General features: G+C 59.5%; 15 protein-coding genes. 8 read left to right on the plus strand and 7 right to left on the minus strand.

Features of this window, described 5'->3' with window-relative positions:
- Positions 1-91 precede the first annotated feature (91 nt).
- Genes AC2CHD_RS11545 through lpxK form a run of 4 tightly spaced genes read left to right on the plus strand, consistent with a single transcriptional unit; the run spans position 92 to position 3,492 of the window.
- Positions 92-340, plus strand: coding sequence for a DUF4170 domain-containing protein (locus tag AC2CHD_RS11545; protein ID WP_223019884.1), 249 nt, complete (start codon positions 92-94; stop codon positions 338-340).
- A gap of 25 nt (positions 341-365) precedes the next feature.
- Positions 366-1,151 (plus strand): lysophospholipid acyltransferase family protein, encoded by a 786-nt coding sequence (locus AC2CHD_RS11550; RefSeq protein ID WP_484553797.1) that lies wholly within the window; start codon positions 366-368, stop codon positions 1,149-1,151.
- 3 nt (positions 1,152-1,154) lie between these two features.
- Entirely contained in the window at positions 1,155-2,474 is a 1,320-nt protein-coding gene (gene waaA, locus AC2CHD_RS11555; RefSeq protein WP_229447791.1) for a lipid IV(A) 3-deoxy-D-manno-octulosonic acid transferase, read from the plus strand.
- Positions 2,467-3,492: a tetraacyldisaccharide 4'-kinase gene (gene lpxK, locus AC2CHD_RS11560; protein WP_484553798.1), complete on the plus strand. Its 1,026-nt coding sequence runs from the start codon at positions 2,467-2,469 to the stop codon at positions 3,490-3,492. The genes waaA and lpxK overlap by 8 nt, the downstream gene beginning before the upstream one ends.
- 1 nt (position 3,493) lies before the next feature.
- On the opposite strand, the gene AC2CHD_RS11565 is transcribed toward lpxK, so the two are convergent.
- From AC2CHD_RS11565 to drt3a, 4 genes are all read right to left on the minus strand, one after another.
- Positions 3,494-3,724, minus strand: a complete 231-nt coding sequence (locus AC2CHD_RS11565; protein ID WP_484553799.1) for a DUF2093 domain-containing protein — start codon at positions 3,722-3,724, stop codon at positions 3,494-3,496.
- Between the two features lie 64 nt (positions 3,725-3,788).
- Positions 3,789-5,645: a DNA mismatch repair endonuclease MutL gene (gene mutL, locus AC2CHD_RS11570; RefSeq protein ID WP_484553800.1), complete on the minus strand. Its 1,857-nt coding sequence runs from the start codon at positions 5,643-5,645 to the stop codon at positions 3,789-3,791.
- 1,380 nt (positions 5,646-7,025) lie between these two features.
- Positions 7,026-8,987 carry an antiviral reverse transcriptase Drt3b gene (drt3b, locus tag AC2CHD_RS11575; RefSeq protein ID WP_484553801.1) on the minus strand — a complete coding sequence of 654 codons (1,962 nt, stop codon included), beginning with the start codon at positions 8,985-8,987 and terminating at the stop codon, positions 7,026-7,028.
- Between the two features lie 37 nt (positions 8,988-9,024).
- Positions 9,025-10,257: an antiviral reverse transcriptase Drt3a gene (drt3a, locus tag AC2CHD_RS11580; RefSeq protein WP_484553802.1), complete on the minus strand. Its 1,233-nt coding sequence runs from the start codon at positions 10,255-10,257 to the stop codon at positions 9,025-9,027.
- A gap of 366 nt (positions 10,258-10,623) precedes the next feature.
- On the opposite strand from drt3a, the gene AC2CHD_RS11585 reads away from it, so the two are divergent.
- The 3 genes from AC2CHD_RS11585 (at position 10,624) to tdh (ending at position 14,608) form a co-directional block, all read left to right on the plus strand.
- Positions 10,624-11,835, plus strand: a complete 1,212-nt coding sequence (locus AC2CHD_RS11585) for an acyl-CoA dehydrogenase (protein WP_484554236.1) — start codon at positions 10,624-10,626, stop codon at positions 11,833-11,835.
- Positions 11,836-12,346: 511 nt separating this feature from the next.
- A complete protein-coding gene (locus AC2CHD_RS11590) occupies positions 12,347-13,534 on the plus strand; it encodes a glycine C-acetyltransferase (RefSeq protein ID WP_484553803.1) in 1,188 nt (395 codons plus the stop codon).
- Between the two features lie 39 nt (positions 13,535-13,573).
- Positions 13,574-14,608: an L-threonine 3-dehydrogenase gene (tdh, locus tag AC2CHD_RS11595; protein ID WP_065816263.1), complete on the plus strand. Its 1,035-nt coding sequence runs from the start codon at positions 13,574-13,576 to the stop codon at positions 14,606-14,608.
- Positions 14,609-14,612: 4 nt separating this feature from the next.
- Here tdh and AC2CHD_RS11600 read toward each other — a convergent pair whose 3' ends face one another.
- From AC2CHD_RS11600 to AC2CHD_RS11610, 3 genes are read right to left on the minus strand one after another with little or no spacing between them, the layout of a single operon-like run.
- Complete coding sequence (locus tag AC2CHD_RS11600) at positions 14,613-15,008, minus strand: type II toxin-antitoxin system VapC family toxin (protein WP_484553804.1); 396 nt, start codon at positions 15,006-15,008, stop codon at positions 14,613-14,615.
- Between the two features lie 8 nt (positions 15,009-15,016).
- Positions 15,017-15,274, minus strand: a complete 258-nt coding sequence (locus AC2CHD_RS11605; protein WP_484553805.1) for a type II toxin-antitoxin system Phd/YefM family antitoxin — start codon at positions 15,272-15,274, stop codon at positions 15,017-15,019.
- Positions 15,275-15,326: 52 nt separating this feature from the next.
- Complete coding sequence (locus AC2CHD_RS11610; RefSeq protein ID WP_484553806.1) at positions 15,327-15,818, minus strand: MarR family winged helix-turn-helix transcriptional regulator; 492 nt, start codon at positions 15,816-15,818, stop codon at positions 15,327-15,329.
- 108 nt (positions 15,819-15,926) lie between these two features.
- Between AC2CHD_RS11610 and hmgA the strand changes: the two genes are divergently transcribed.
- Positions 15,927-17,240, plus strand: a complete 1,314-nt coding sequence (gene hmgA, locus AC2CHD_RS11615) for a homogentisate 1,2-dioxygenase (RefSeq protein ID WP_484553807.1) — start codon at positions 15,927-15,929, stop codon at positions 17,238-17,240.
- Positions 17,241-17,325 lie beyond the last annotated feature (85 nt).

Below are 17,325 nucleotides of genomic sequence, written 5' to 3' on the forward strand. Positions count from 1 at the left end.
GGTCTAAAAGGTTCCAAAATCGCAGGAATTACTCTACACGGGCGATTAGCGATTTGCTTATTGCCACATTCGTCTGCAAATGGGCTTGACCATGTCCGAGAAAAAAGAGAACTCCCAGCTTCTGCACCTGGTTTTTGGCGGCGAGTTGACGTCCCTCACCGGGGTGACTTTCCGCGATCTCGACGATGTCGATATCGTCGGCATCTATCCGGATTACAAATCCGCGGAAAAAGCCTGGCGCGCCAAGGCGCAGGAGACCGTTGACAACGCACATATGCGTTATTTCATTGTTCATCTTCACCGCCTGCTCGACCCCGCCTCCGATGAGACCCGGGGATAGCCCCAGGGGTAGCAAGGAACCGCATATGGAAAACAAGGCGACCGCGCCTTCTCCTGCCATGACCGCCAATCGGAAGAAGTCCGGCCGCCGCCCCTTAAAGGAGCTCTGGCGCCGCGTCCGCAAGCCGCTGGCGAAGTCGCGCTTTGTAAAACAGGCGCTGGCAACGCTCATGGCGGGCGCAATTCGCCTGATCGACCGCACCAATCCGCGCGTCAAGGGATCGCATGACCTGCAGGCGGCCATCGATGCACATTCGCCCGCCATTGCCGCACTCTGGCATGGACAGCACATTCTGGGCCCGGCCATCAACCCCAGAAAACACAAGATCGTGGCGCTTTTCTCGCGCAGCGCCGATGCAGAGCTGAACGCGCTGGTGGCGGAGAAACTCGGTTTCGAGACCGTGCGCGGATCCGGTGGCCGGAAAGGCGAACGCGATATCCGCAAAGGCGGCGCCAAAGCGCTGATCATGCTGAAAAGGACGATCGACCGCGGATGCAATGTGGCGATGATCGCGGACATACCGCATGGCACGCCGCGTGAGGCGGGGCTTGGCATCGTCACCCTGGCGCGCATTTCGGGCCGCCCGATCGTGCCTGTCGCAATTGCCACGAGCCGCCGCAAGGTGCTGGAGCGGACCTGGGACAAGACCACGATCAACCTGCCATTCGGCCGCAGCGCGGTGATCCTGGGCGAGCCTATCTATGTGACGCCGGACGCCGATGAGACGGTGATGGAAGAAAAGCGCCGCGAGGTGACCAAGGCACTCAACGAAGCGACGCGGCAGGCCTATTCTCTGGTCGACGGTCAGTGAGCCATGAGTGAACGCTGGGCGCGCGCCATCCTCACAACCTATCGCTGGGCCGGTGCCGCAGCCTTTCCCATGGTTGGCGGCTACATTGTCTGGCGTGCCGGCAAGGGCAAGGAAGACCGTGTGCGCCGTCATGAGCGCTATGGCCGGGCAGGCCATCCGCGTCCCGATGGTCCTCTTATCTGGATGCATGCGGCCAGTGTGGGCGAAACCATGGCCGTGATCGGCCTGATCGAGCATCTTCTGGGCTACGGGATCAACATCGTTTTGACCACCGGCACGGTGACCTCGGCTCAGGTGGCCGAAGAGCGCCTTGGTGGTGACGTGATCCATCAATATGTGCCGCTCGATCTGAAACCGGCTGTGAGCCGTTTTCTCAACCACTGGCAGCCGGACCTGGCCATCATGGCCGAGTCGGAAATCTGGCCGATGACCATTTTAGAGCTCGGCGCGCGGCGGGTGCCGCAGGTGCTGGTCAATGGCCGGCTTTCGGACCGGTCGTTCGAGCGCTGGAAAAAACGGGCCTTTCTTGCCGAGGCGCTGTTCGAAAATCTCGCCCATGTGGTGGCCCAGTCTGAAGTGGATGGCGAACGTTTCCGCACACTGGGGGCGAGACCGGTGACCGTGTCAGGGAACCTCAAGGTCGACACCCATGCGCCGCCAGTGGAGCAGGAAGCGCTCGCCACACTCGAAGAGCAGATCGGCGAACGCGAAACCTGGGCTGCCGTCTCCACCCATGAAGGCGAGGAGACGATTGCCGCCGATGTGCATACGAAACTCAAGTCCCGTCATCCCGATCTGCTGACCATCATCGTCCCCCGGCACCCCGAGCGGGCCGAGGGGCTGGAAGAGGAATTCACGGCGCGCGGCCTGAAGGTGGCGCGGCGCAGCCGTAACGATACGGTCCTGCCGGAGACGGACATTCTGCTTGGCGATACGATTGGCGAGATGGGACTTTATCTCAGACTGACCGAAGTGGCCTTTGTCGGACGCTCTCTGGCGCAATCGGGGGGGCAAAACCCGATCGAGCCGGCTCGCCTCGGTACAGCGGTGCTTTCGGGCTGCAATGTGCAGAACTTCCGCGATGCCTATCGCCGGCTGATCGACGCGGGCGGAGCGCGGCTGGTGCGCGATGGCGAGATGCTGGCCGGTGGCGTGAACTTCCTACTCAACAATTATTCGGCGCGCCGCACCATGATCAAGGCGGGGCGCGCCGCAGTCGACGATATGTCCGGCGCGCTGAACCGCACGCTGCAGGCGCTCGATCCCTATATCCATCCGCTGATCGTCAAGAGCAGGCTTGAGGGCGGCGAGGGGCATGGCTAGCGAGGCACCTCCATTCTGGTGGGAGGCGGCGGACTGGCGGGCCTGGAGCCTTTCGCCGCTGTCAGCGCTCTATGGCCTCGTGGCCGGATACCGGATGGCCTCGGCTAAACGCGCGAAGGTGGATGTGCCGGTCCTGTGTGTCGGCAATTTCACCGTCGGCGGCGAGGGCAAGACGCCGGTTTCCATCGCGCTCGCAAAACAGGCGAAGAAGCTTGGTCGGAAACCGGGATTTCTCACCCGCGGGCATGGTGGCTCGATGACGGTCGCGCATCTGGTGGATGCGAAGAAGGATCTTTCGCGCCATGTGGGCGACGAGCCCCTGCTCCTGGCGCGGCATGCGCCCACACTGGTCGCCCCCGACCGCCTGACGGGCGCGCGCGAGCTGATCGGCATGGGCTGCGACTTCATCATCATGGACGATGGCTTCCAGAGCGCGCGGCTGCACATGGATTATGCGGTGATGGTGGTGGATGCGCGGCGCGGGCTGGGCAATGGCCATGTCATTCCCGGCGGGCCTTTGAGAGCGCGGCTGATCGACCAGCTGCGCTATGCCGACGCCCTTCTCACAATGGGCGAAGGGAGTGCGGCCGACCATGTGGTGCGCAAGGCCTCGCGGGCGGGGCGACCGGTGTTTCAGGCCCGACTCAAGCCGCGCGGCGTGCGCGCGATCAAGGGCGGGCGGTTTCTCGCATTCGCAGGAATCGGCAACCCGAAGAAATTTTTCGACAGTGTGGCGCAAGCCGGCGGCGCGGTGGTGGAGGGGAAGAGTTTTCCCGATCATCACCCCTACGATGATGACGATGCGCGCGACCTGATCGCGGCGGCGGAGAAGGGTGAGCTTCAGCTCATCACCACCGAGAAGGACATGGTGCGGCTGCGCGGCGGGAGCGAGGCGCTGGGGGCGCTGGCCGAGAAAAGCCGTGTGCTTCAGGTGGAGGCCGAGTTCGACGCACCCGACATGCCGGTCTCCATCATCGAAAGCACGATCGAGGCCTGGCGCGCGCGCGCGCTGAAATAGATCAGCGACGCTTTCTCAGCTCAGGGTTCATTTCCAGCTCGCGCGCGAGCGAGGTCTCGGCATTCACATAGGCTTCCTGCCGCGCGACGCTCCAATACTTCAGATCGTCGAGCTGGATTGGCTGGCCGGTCACCGCACAGCGCACAAAGGCACCGGGCGTCATGACCTGAAAATCGCCATCCAGATAGCGAATGCGCGCCTCGCGGGCGCCGGGTCCTTCAAAACGGTTCATCACTACACCCTTTCATCGGGTTTCTTGCGCCATATTTCATTGCAGCCGTCAAGCATCTCGCCACTCACCGCCGCCCGAACAGCCGCTCGATATCGGTCAGCTTCAGTTCGATATAGGTCGGGCGACCGTGATTGCACGTGCCGGAGCCGGGCGTTGCCTCCATCTGGCGCAAAAGCGCGTTCATCTCTTCCGCCCTGAGCCGCCGGCCAGAGCGCACCGAGCCATGGCAGGCCATGGTGGCGGCGATGTGGTCGATCCGCTCCTTCAGCGTGTCGGCAGTATCGTTTTCGGCAATCTCGTCGGCAAGATCGCGCACGAGCTGCGGCACATCCACCTTGCCCAGCATGGACGGCGTTTCGCGCACGGCGATGGCGCCGGGGCCGAACCGCTCCAGCCCCAGCCCGAACCGGGCGAGGAATTCCGCATGGGCGGAAAGCCGGTCGGCATCCTCTTCCGGCATGTCGACGATCTCCGGCAAAAGCAGCATCTGCGCGGGGAGGGGGCGGGCATGCAGCGCCTCTTTCAGCGCCTCATAAACGAGGCGCTCATGGGCGGCGTGCTGGTCGACGATGACGAGGGAATCCTCCGTCTGCGCGACGATGTAGTTTTCATGCACCTGCGCCCGCGCGGCCCCCAGCGGGGTGCGCATCAGCTCTGGCGCTGCCTCCGCTTCGCCCGCGCGCGCATCGGCGGAAAGGGCCGCCCCCACATCGAACGCCGCCTGGCCGGGCTCGGCAAAGCCCGGTGCCGTGCTCATCTCCAGCGGGCGGGTGGGGGAGGTGGTCGCACTCCAGCCATGCGCAGGGCGCGGCGGCGGCGTGTAGCGCTGTGGCGCGGCGTGGCCCGCTGCCCGCTGCTCCGGCCTCTGGAAGGCGGCGAGCATGGCGTCGGCCCCGGAGGTAGAGGCGCGCATGCCGCTCATTTCCAGCGCATGGCGGATCGCGCCGACAATCAGCCCGCGCACCAGCCCCGGATCGCGAAAGCGCACGTCCGCCTTGGCCGGGTGCACATTGACATCGACCAGCGCCGGGTCGAGCGTGATGAACAGCGCCGCGACCGCATGCCGGTCGCGCGGCAGCGCGTCCATATAGGCACCGCGAATGGCGCCGGTGAGCAGCTTGTCGCGCACGGGGCGGCCATTCACATAGAAATATTGCAGCATCGCATTGCCGCGCGAGAATGACGGGATCGACGCATGGCCGGAAAGGGCAACGCCTTCACGTTCGGCCTCGATGGGCAGCGTGTTTTCGGCAAAGTCGCGGCCCATCACCTGCGCGATGCGACGAAGCAGCCCCTCGCCATCGGCGGGCACGGCGGCAAGCTCCAGCGTGGTGCGGTCGGTGCCTGTCAGCGTGAAGCGCACTTGGGGGAAGGCGAGCGCCATGCGCTTCACCACCTCGGTGATGGCGGCGGTTTCGGCGCGCTCGCTTTTCATGAATTTCAGCCTTGCGGGCGTGGCGAAAAAGAGGTCGCGCACCTCCACCGTCGTGCCGCGATTGGCGGCGACGGGCTTCACCGGTAAGACGCGCCCGCCCTCGACGGAAATCTCCGCCGCACTGTCGGCCCCTTCGGGCCGCGAGCGCAGCGAAAGCCGCGCCACCGAGCCGATGGAGGGCAGCGCCTCGCCGCGAAAGCCGAGCGAGCGAATGTCGTGAATATCGTCGGTGAGTTTCGACGTGCAATGGCGCGAAACGGCGAGCGGCAGCTCCTCTGGCGGCATGCCGCCGCCATTGTCGGTAACGCGGATCAGCGAAAGCCCGCCGCCGGCGGTCGCCACCTCGATGCGTGTTGAGCCCGCATCGAGCGCGTTTTCCACCAGCTCCTTCACCACGCTCGCCGGCCGCTCGATCACCTCGCCAGCGGCGATCTGGTTGATCACGGTATCGGTAAGCTGGCGGATGGTGCGGGGGGCTGTGGTCATGGGTGCGATTTTAGGGGGATTCGGGGGTGGGGAGAAGGGTGGGGCGGGTGGTTTGGCGTGTGCATCTGGGGATGACGGTGTTCACGCCCACCTTTCCACCTTCGTCATCCCCGGACTTGATCCGGGGATCCATTCCGTGACGTTGTGGACGGGGTCTGGCCGACCGGCATGGATCCTCGGGTCGGGCCCGAGGATGACGAAGTGGTGGCTGAGATGGCTTCATTTCATTCTGCACCCTCACCGCCCGCCCCTCATCCTCACCTTCTCCCCGCACGCGGGGAGAAGGGGGCGCAGGCGCTGGTGCTCTTCCTCCAACCGTGGCGCAGCACCCCCCCCCCTCTGCCTTGCCAGGTGGCGCTCCGCTATGGCTTCGCGCGTTCATCGCTGGAAAAGCCAAATCGTTGGCTTTTCCTTGGCCGTTGGCCAAACGCTCTTCACCCCCCTCAAGGGGGGAGATTGGCTGTGCGGGCGTTTTCGCCAATCCCCAAAGGTGGGGGAAGAGCGCGGGCATCGCCACAACTGATCTCCCCCCTTGAGGGGGAGATGTCCGGCAGGACAGAGGGGGGTGCTGCGCCAACCTCTCAACACCATCACCCACCCCACACCACGTCAGCCCGGGCTTGACCCGGGACCCATTGAGAAACGGGGCCGGGTGCCGCAGAGGGCGCAACCGCCGGCGCGGAAGCGAGACCCGGGCCGTGCCCTGCATGCTCTTCCAATGGGTCCCGGATAGCCTGCGGCTTCCGGGATGACGGGGGTGGGGAGGCGGGCAGGGTTGGCTTTCCATGGGGGCACACCTCCGCTCCCGCACGGCTTCGCCGCCGGGGTTTGAAACAGCTTCGGGAAGACGGGCGGCCAAAGCGTCGCGCGTCTAAAGTAGTTGTGCGACCCTCGGGCCGCCCGTCCGGCCGCTGTCCCGACTGTTGGCCGATCACTCGGGCGGGGTACGCCCTAGCGGCTTCTCCGCAACCGGTCTTGCAACCGGCCGCCGGCCTTTCGCGGGCCCTCACATGCCCTGGACCACCGATGCCCAAGGGGGAGGCTGCCGCCGCCCTTCCTGATCCCCGGCTCCGGACCCGGTTCCCGACAAGGGCGATGGGGGGATTATAGGCGAGGTTTTGGGGGCGGGGATAAGATTGAGATTTTAGTGTGGGGAAGTAACCAGCATGCGCTGATTGCAACTGGTGTAGCTAGCGGTCAACGAATTAGAATTTGAATGCTAGCCACAGTAAGTGTGTGCATTGCTGCTCAAGACAACCTCTTACGTGCACCGTACGGTCCATGTGGTCAGCGTGAGGCCAAACACCGCAGTTTGATCGCCCGTCTGTACCGCAGAACGAGTTGCGGTAAAACGTGGCTAGCATCCACCTTCTATGTATCCTAGCTGTAGACGCTGCTCAATTCTTTCTTTTCGATCATGTTCAATAGGTCGACACCATCCCAGCGAACGAACCAATGCTGTTGCTCAAATTCATCAACCAGCGCTTCAGCCTCAGCAGTAGTGATCTTTCCGAGGTCTCTACCAATTTTCTCCCATGAATCCCGAAGCAAGTGAGCTCTTTTGGTTCGATCAATATGTGGACATGCAAGGGAATCTAGCAATAGATGTACCGTTTCAGAATCCCTATCAAGGTATTTCTCTGAGGAAACTCGATCGCAAACTAACTTCCAAACCGCATTTCTCTGCTCTGCGAACTGCGGGCGGTCACCATAGATAAATAACCTAACGACCAACTCGAAGTAACCTTGGCTTTTTTTGTTCAATTTAGCGAGCGATATCAATTCATGCTCCAGTTGCCCATCGCCTCCGAAATGTTGAAGGCTAATCAAGATGTTTAGGATCTCGATAGGGATCACCGAATTTCTCGAAAATAAGCCTTCGAAGCTAGGTGCTCTCGTCAATTGTGCCGCCCAACGAAGCGAGGCTTCTTTGAGAATATCAAAACCATTGGGATCATGTTCTTGCAGATGCTGTGCCGCGCGCACGATCGCGTGAGACAGGCGAAGCGAAGATGCTACAGTAGGGTGAAGCGTAAAAAAGTAAAACCCAATATCCAGAAGGAAAAAGAACATTTGGCGATAGTCCCGATTAGAAACAGGACTGTTTTCCAGAGAGACAAGATCAACATATCCGTCGGCCATGTCGATGGCCTTCCGACGTATCGCCCCGATTACGTAGTTTGCGGCAGCATCGTAGCCAAATTCGGAGGAAAAGCATGCTGCCTTAATCTCTCTAGTGAATTTTCCAAAAAGCGCTTGATACTTATAGATGTAATTTGGGAGCAGCGCCTTTTTTCCGCTCTCTGGAATTGCAAAGGCCTCAAAGAGTTTGTCCCAGTGGTTGACCAGGGATTTATTGATTTCGTCGATGACTAGGGATTTTTTTGAATAGAATGGCCTCTTTATGAATTCTCTTTTCTCCGTGTTCAGATGAAGATTGTACTCGCGTAGTGCGATTGATAGCTCATGCTCCACGTGGTCCGCGGTAGCAGAGTCATTGGCGAAAATATAATAGTTGTCTACATATCGTCTGCATTCGTAATCGATGCCGTCACGTATGGCAGGGGTCTTATTTTCAAGGTTTCGGCGTACATTCTGATCTGTTCTTGAAAGTATAATTTCTGCAAAGATGCGGCTTGCCTCTGGGCCGATGCAGATGCCACTTGTCTCATTGTGGTTTAGTCTCTGCATTACCTTGTCGAACTGATTTCCAAAGCTCATCGAGTATATATTTTCTTTTGCCTCATATTTGCTTTTTGTTGCCCAGGCCATAGAGTGCGTGTAGATACTGTCGAAGCATCTGCTGATGTCCAATGATAGCTGGTACCGGAATTTTTTTTCCAAGCGAATATGATCATTCGAGGCGAAGAATTTGTAGAGGCGATCAAAGCCAGAGTATGAAAAATAGCTTGCTGGGTTTCTTACTAATTTGTCTATTTCTACTGTATCTACACTGGCGTACTTGTAGCGATTCTTATCTTGAACTGAGGAAGGGATATAAAAGGAGCCGCCAACCTTTTTAGGTGCGCGAATGGAAAACGGCCCACGCCCTGAGTATTCACAGATCAGTTCATCATATTTTTGATAAAATTTAGTCAATATGACCTGCCCTCTCGGGTGAAGTAAGCTTAAGGTTCTGATGCTTCGAGAATCTTTAACGATATTGTACCTGAGCGGGATGGTGCTGTCCTTGCCGTCGTCTTTTAGTAAGAGGGCTCCTATCAGTTTTTGAAAGCGCGCCGATTTCTCTGAGACGCTATGGAGGTTCTTATAGAACCCATCGTTGCTGACGATTATTGGAACCTCGAACGGTGACGTGTCCGTGAGTACTACGCGCCACATGTCCGCCCGGTTCAGGTTTACCCGTGACTTTCGCTTGCTAGGCATACTTCCAGCACTCCGTAAGGTAGGCCAAACGATCAGCGTTGAACCGGACGTGAATACGATTAGCGAACCCATTGACAAAAGAGTACTTGAGAAGTTCTTTTCTCTGGCGGTTGGTCAGGGCGTGTGCCAGCCTCTTGCCGACTGCTCCTGTGCGACACAGAACCATACCCAAGTAAAACCTGTCGAGCTCCTTAAGTGCCGGTGAATGACTGTCGATCAAGCTGTAAGTGTGTTGCAGGCCCGCGCTTCGCTTCTTTTTTTTTCTCACGTCGAAGAATTGATAGCCACAGGTCAAAATACTGACGCGATCCTTAAGATCGTCAAAATTTCCGTCACTCAAATATTGAAGGAGAGATTTTATAATTCGCGTCTTGTTCTTTCGTACCTTGGAGGGGGCGATATCTATCTCAACTCGACGAAATGCGGATTTCGATTTATTTACTTGATAGACGCTGAACCTGAATCCTAAGTAGTCGAAGTTGTGTTCAACGGTAGGGGTGTTTACATTTTCCTTATTAAACTGGTAGATATTTGATTTAGAAAGATTTAATTTCAATCCTTTTGGTAAATATTTCTGGATATGCATCTTAAGTAAGGCTGGCTTATCAAGTTCAGGTAGTATGATCACGATGTCATCAACATATCGCGCAAAGTAGTGCACATTAAGTTGCTCCCGTATTCTTTCGTCAAAATCTTGCATGTAGAACTCACTAAGTTCAGCGCTTATTGCCAAACCTGGCGGTAAACCGTTCAGCGATTGGGCTCTGCATTGCTCAATCAATGAGCCAACAACCGACCTCGTGCTTGGTGCAGTCCTGAGCCTCTTGCTGAGTTGGCTCAACAACAAATCCTGATTAACAGACGGGTAAAAATTTTTAATGTCCATCTTGGCAAGGGTAAAAGGCAGCCCTTCTTCGCAGAGCAACTTTAGGCGCCGTATAATCTCAATCCGACTTCCCTGCTTGGACGCAGTGATCCTCCGAATGTTCTGGGCAGCCTTTCGCAGCACCAGATCTGCCGCCAAGTCATTTACTTGATAGATGGTTCGGCCAGACAAGTTATTTGGCGTCATTGGCAAGGAAGGGAAACCATCCCGTGCAGTAATGACGGCTTGAGCAATTAGCGCATCCTTTTGGGATTTGTTTCTTAATATAGGATACTTCAAAAAGTCACTTTTACTTAAGTGCCTGGCGAGAGTCGCGCTGCTAAATGTTGGATCGTACATAGAATAGCACTTTTTTGCTTGCGGGGCATAACCATATGCCGAACATCACTTAATTGAAATGGCTTTTCATTCGGTAGCGCGCCTGCTCTTTGATGGGCAAGCATAGTGTCTGATTTCGCTACGAGTGAATCCCCCCATCCATCCCCTCCCGTCACAATCCCCTTCCAAAAAATCATTTTAAGCTTGAAGCAATCTGGCGCAAGATGCTGTATGCTCCGCTCAGGCGTCAGGAGTGCAAGCGCCCTTGCGGCGCGCAAGGCACGCTCTGGCAAAGGGTTTTTCCGCATTTGCGCGGAGGTCAGGTGAGACCATCTGGCTGCAGAAGGCTTGAAAGAGCGCAACCGCATCAGGAAGGCATGAATGAACATGGAAGCACAGAAATCCGCGGCGAAATCGTCCAGATCGACATTCGTGTGGGACGACCCCTTCCTCATGGAAGAGCAGCTCACCGATGAAGAGCGCATGATCCGCGATGCGGCAGCCGCCTTCGCCGCCGACAAGCTCGCACCCCGCATCGAGCATGCATATATGAACGAGGAAACCGACCCGGAAATCTTCCGCGAGATGGGTGCGGCGGGGCTTTTGGGCGTGACGGTGCCGGAGGAATATGGCGGCGTGGGGGCCGGCTATGTGTCCTACGGGCTGGTGGCGCGCGAGGTGGAGCGCATCGATTCGGGCTATCGCTCCATGATGAGCGTGCAGTCCTCGCTGGTGATGTACCCGATCCATGCCTATGGCTCGGAAGAACAGCGCAGGAAATATCTGCCGAAACTGGCGTCGGGCGAATGGATCGGCTGTTTCGGCCTGACCGAGCCGGATGCGGGCTCCGACCCCGGCGGCATGAAGACGCGCGCCGACAAGATCGACGGCGGCTACAGGCTCACCGGCTCGAAAATGTGGATCTCCAATTCGCCGATTGCCGATGTGTTCGTGGTGTGGGCGAAATCGGCGGCCCATGGCGGCAAGATCCGCGGTTTCGTGCTGGAAAAGGGCATGAAGGGGCTTTCCGCGCCGAAGATCGGCGGCAAGCTTTCGCTGCGCGCCTCGATCACCGGCGAGATCGTGATGGACGGCGTGGACGTGGGCGAGGATGCGCTTTTGCCCAATGCGGAAGGGCTTGGCGGGCCGTTCGGCTGTCTGAACCGCGCGCGCTATGGCATTTCCTGGGGCGCGATGGGGGCGGCGGAAGATTGCTGGCACCGGGCGCGGCAATATGGGCTCGACCGCAAGCAGTTCGACAAGCCGCTGGCGCAGACGCAGCTTTTCCAGAAGAAGCTCGCCGACATGCAGACGGAAATCGCGCTCGGGCTTCAGGGGAGCTTGCGGGTTGGCCGGCTGTTTGACGAGGGCAAGATGGCGCCGGAGATGATCTCGGTCGTCAAGCGCAACAATTGCGGCAAGGCGCTGGAGATTGCGCGGATGGCGCGCGACATGCATGGCGGCAACGGCATCCAGATCGAATATCACGTGATGCGCCATGCGCAGAACCTGGAAACGGTGAACACCTATGAGGGCACGCATGACGTTCACGCGCTGATCCTCGGCCGCGCGCAGACGGGGCTGCAGGCGTTTTTCTGATCGGGTGAGCGCGCGCATCTGGCGCTGGGATTGAGAAGGGGCGGGTGCTGCGGTGCCTGCCCATTTTTGTTGTGGGTGGCGCTCGCCCCTCACCCGCCTGCCGGCACCTTCTCCCCGTGAACGGGGAGAAGGAGGAGGTGGAGAGGCTGGGCTCGTTGTTTGAGATTGGCTGGAACGTTGAGGTCCCCTCTCCCCGCGTGCGGGGAGAGGGTAAGGGTGAGGGGCGGGCGGCGCGGCACCTGTCCCTTTCTGTGGACCACCTCTCGCGTCATCCCGGAAGCCGGAGGCTATCCGGGACCCATTGGCGGAATGTGGGAGGGCACGGCCCAGTTTTCACTCTGCACAACGCTGCGTGCTTTCTGCGGGGCGCGGCCGCGCTTCTCAATAGGTCCCGGGTCAAGCCCGGGATGACGTGGGTGGAGAGGAGCGTTGCAGAAAAGCAGGTGGTCGAAAGCGGCGGCACTCTGTAGTAGAGGAGGGAAAGCCTGTCCCCGTTCGATCCGAGGTGTTCATGACCGCGTCCTTTCTTTCCCATCTGCGCTTGGAACTCGATGGCCTGAAGGAGGCCGGGCTTTATAAATCCGAGCGGGTCATCACCTCCATGCAGTCGGCCGAGATCGAGAGCGGCGGGCGGACGGTGCTGAACTTTTGCGCCAACAATTATCTGGGCCTTGCCGACAATGAGGAATTGCGCGAGGCGGCGAAGGCCGCGCTTGACCGCTATGGCTATGGCATGGCCTCGGTGCGCTTCATCTGCGGCACGCAGGAAGAGCACAAGGCGCTGGAAGCGAAGATTTCGGGCTTTCTGGGCTATGAGGACACGATCCTCTATTCCTCATGCTTCGATGCCAATGCGGGGCTTTTCGAGACGCTGCTGGGGCCGGAGGATGCGATCATCTCCGATGCGCTCAACCATGCGTCGATCATCGATGGCGTGCGGCTTTGCAAGGCCGAGCGCCACCGCTATGCCAACAACGACATGGCAGCGCTCGAAGAGTGTCTGAAGAAGGCCGAGGGCGCGCGCTTCAGGCTCATTGCCACGGATGGCGTTTTCTCCATGGATGGCATCGTCGCCAATCTTGAGGGCATTTGTGATCTCGCGGAAAAATACGATGCGATGGTGATGGTGGACGACAGCCATGCGGTCGGGTTCGTGGGCGAAAACGGGCGCGGCACGCCGGAGCATTGCGGCGTGGAAGGCCGGGTCGACATTATGACGGGCACGCTCGGCAAGGCGCTGGGCGGGGCGTCTGGCGGCTATACCTGTGCGAAGGCGGAGGTGGTGGACTGGCTGCGCCAGCGCTCGCGGCCCTATCTGTTTTCCAACACGCTGGCGCCGGTGATTGCGGCGGCTTCGCTAAAAGTGTTCGACATGGTGGCGGGCGGCGGAGCCTTGCGCAAAAGGCTTTACGACAATGCGGCGCGCTTTCGCGCGGGCATGGAGAAAAACGGGTTTAAGCTTGCCGGTGCCGATCACCCGATCATTCCGGTGATGCTGGGCGATGCGGCCCTTGCGGAAAAGATGGCGGCGCGGCTTCTGGAAGAGGGCATCTATGTGATCGGCTTCTCCTTCCCCGTGGTGCCGAAGGGGGCTGCCCGCATCCGCACGCAGATGTCGGCGGCGCATTCGGCCGACGATATCGATCGCGCGGTGGAGGCGTTTGCGAAAGTGGGGCGTGAGCTTGGGGTGATCGGGTAGGCGCGGATCGCAGATTTCGCTTTGGAAGGATAATCGACCATGTCCAACATGATGAAGGCGCTCGTGAAATCGAAGCCGGAGGAAGGGCTCTGGATGGAGCGGGTTCCGGTGCCTGAGGTGGGACCGAACGATGTGCTCATCAAGGTGCGCAAGACGGCGATCTGCGGCACGGATGTGCATATCTGGAACTGGGACGAGTGGGCGCAGAACACCGTGCCGGTGCCGCTGGTGACGGGGCATGAATTCGTCGGCGAGGTGACGGAAGTGGGCTCGGCGGTGACCGAGTATAAGCCCGGTCAGCGGGTTTCCGGCGAGGGCCACATTGTGTGTGGCCATTGCCGCAACTGCCGGGCAGGCCGCGGGCATCTGTGCCACAACACGCTGGGCGTGGGTGTTCACCGCGCCGGCGCCTTTGCCGAATTCATCGCTCTGCCGCAGCACAATGTGGTGCCGATCCCCGACAACATTCCAGACGAGATCGCGGCGATCTTCGATCCGCTGGGCAATGCCGTTCACACCGCGTTGTCCTTCGATCTCGTGGGCGAGGATGTGCTGGTGACGGGGGCGGGGCCGATCGGCATCATGGGCGCGCTGGTTGCGCAGGCCGTGGGCGCGCGCAAGGTGGTGATCACCGACATCAATCCCGGCCGGCTGGAGCTTGCCAAGAAGCTTGGCGTGCAGCACACGGTGAACGCGGCAGACGAAACTCTGCCGGAAGTGATGCGCCAGCTCGGCATGACCGAGGGGTTCGATGTGGGGCTTGAAATGTCGGGCGCGGCACCCGCCTTCCGCGACATGATCGACGCGATGAACAATGGCGGCAAGATCGCCATTCTGGGCATCGCGCCGGCGGGTTTCGAGATCGACTGGAACAAGGTCATTTTCAAGATGCTGCACCTGAAGGGCATCTATGGGCGCGAGATGTTCGAGACCTGGTACAAGATGATCGCGCTGGTGCAGACGCGGCTCGATGTGCGCGATCTCATCACGCACCGCATCAAGGCGGATGATTTCCGCGACGGTTTCGACGCCATGCGCTCCGGCAAGGCCGGCAAGGTGGTGATGAGCTGGTAGTCGCTTACGAGGCGAACAGGGGGATCGTTTCGGCGATCGCTGCTTGTGCCAGCCTGCGGTCGAGCGTCGCCAGCGGCACGGCGTGGCGTTGTGCAATCTCCAGATAGGAGGCGTCATAGACCGTCAGTCCGTGCGCGCGGCTGAGGCGTAGCATTGCCTCAGGGTCGATGTCGTCATCGACGAGGATGGGGTGGTCGTAAAGCGCATCGAGGATGGTCTGTGTGATGGCCGGCGTGTGCCGTTTTCGACGCTCGCACATGACAAGCAGGTTGCATATCTCGAACCACCAGATCGGCGGCACGATGGCCTGCGAGGTGAGAAGACTTTCCTGCACGGCCAGGGCCAGGTCATGATCCTCATCGGGCAGAAGCCAGGCGGCAGTAATTGACGCATCGAGCACGAACCGCGTCAATAGCGGTGACCCTCATGTTTCCATGCAAGCATGTCGTCCAGTGAGGTTCCGGTTTTGGGAAGGGTATCGCGCAGGGAGCGCAGCTTCCGGATCGCATTGTCAGCGCGTGTCTGCGCAGCCGTCTCGATCTGATCGGGGACAATGCGCGCCACGGTCTTGCCGTGACGTGTGATGAGTATTGTCTCGCCCCGCTCCACATCACCAAGAAGGGCCGCGAACCGGGACTTTGCTTCTGTTGCAGTCAGTGTTTTCATCTCGATGGTCATTTTGACTGGTCAATTTGACCATAAATATGGGATGCGAGCGCTACTCCGTCAAGGTCGTGCGTTCCAGTGCTTCAAGGCCTTCAAGCAGGGCTGCGCGCTCTTTGGGCTTCATGCGGTCAAGCAGCTTCGTTTCGAAGGACCGGGCCACGGGCACCATGTCTTCATAGGCTTTCTGGCCGGTCTTGCTGAGTGTCAGTCGTTCGACGCGGCGATCCTGCGGATCGGGTGTGCGCACAAGCCAGCGGCGTGTCTCCAGCGAGGCGACGGCGCGGCTCACCTTGGTCTTGTGCATGGAGGAATGCGCGCCGATCTCGGTTGCCGTCATCGTACCGAACTGACCGATGGTGGCGAGCGTGCGCCATTCGGGCCGCGTCAGACCCAGGCGCGCACGATAGGCCTGCGAGAAATCGCGGCTGATCGCATCGGTGAGACGGGTCAGGCGATAGGGCAGGAAGTTCTCAAGGGCAAGCGTCGTCGATTGAGACTTCGAAGGTTGAGACTTCGAAGGTTGAGACTGGGAAGATTGAGACATGGGAGACTGTGATCCTTCGCGGTTTCCTCTCCGATTCCATTGATAGTTACATTCGCCATGGTTACGATTGCAACCAATTCCTGAATTCCCTCTTGCATGGAGGATCTTATGACCGTGCAGTATATGCCGGGTTTCGGCAATGATTTCGAGACGGAGAGCCTGCCGGGCGCGCTGCCGCAGGGGCAGAATTCGCCGCAGAGGCCAGCCTATGGGCTTTATGCAGAGCAGCTTTCTGGGTCTCCTTTCACGGCTCCACGCGGAACGAATGAACGCTCCTGGCTCTATCGTATTCGTCCGAGTGTGAAACATACGGGGCGCTTCAAGGCCGTGCGTTTCGATGAATGGAAATCTGCGCCCAATGTGAACGACCACCAACTGGCGCTTGGTCAATTGCGCTGGGACCCGACACCCATCCCCAATCAGGAAACCGACTTCCTTTCCGGGGTGCGCACCATGACGACGGCGGGTGATGTGCAGGGGCAGGTGGGCATGGCAGCCCATATCTATGCCTTCAACATTTCGATGGTGGACGAGTATTTCTTCAATGCCGATGGCGAGCTGATGCTGGTGCCGCAGGAGGGCGGTGTGCGGCTGAAGACCGAGATGGGCATCATCGAGATCGAGCCCGGCGAAATCGCCGTTATGCCGCGCGGCATGATCTTTCAGGTCGAGCTGATGGACGGGCCGGCGCGCGGCTATATGTGCGAGAATTACGGCGCGAAATTCACTCTGCCGGATCGTGGGCCAATCGGCGCGAACTGCCTCGCCAACCCGCGTGATTTCAAGACGCCGGTCGCCTGGTATGAGGAAAAGGAAAAGCCCTGCCGGCTGTTCGTGAAATGGTGCGGCCAGTTCCATGTGACCGAGATCGATCATTCGCCGCTGGACGTGGTGGCCTGGCACGGCAATTACGCGCCCTATAAGTATGATCTTTCTACCTTCTCACCGGTCGGTGCGATCCTGTTCGACCATCCCGATCCATCGATTTTCACCGTGCTGACGGCCCCCTCGGGCGAAGAGGGAACGGCCAATATCGACTTCGTGATCTTCCCGCCGCGCTGGATGGTGGCCGAGCATACATTCCGCCCGCCCTGGTATCACCGCAACATCATGAGCGAGTTCATGGGGCTGATAAAAGGCCAGTATGACGCCAAGGAAGAGGGCTTTGTGCCGGGCGGCGCCTCACTGCACAACATGATGCTTCCGCACGGGCCGGACGCCTTCGGCTTCGAGAAGGCGAGCCAGGCGGATCTGAAGCCGGTCAAGCTGGAAGAGACCATGGCCTTCATGTTCGAGACACGTTTTCCCCAGCATCTGACGCGCTACGCCGCCGAGACGGACACGCTGCAGGAGAACTACATCGACTGCTGGAAGGATCTGAAGAAGCGTTTCAACGGCACGCCGGAAGGCGACTGGTCCTGATCGACCGGAGCGGCCACAAAAGATATGATCGGCGCCGGTTCGCTGGACCTGCGCCGATTGCGCGTCTCCCCCAACGCATAAAGGA

The organism is Nitratireductor sp. ATLC21 (genome assembly GCF_057196525.1).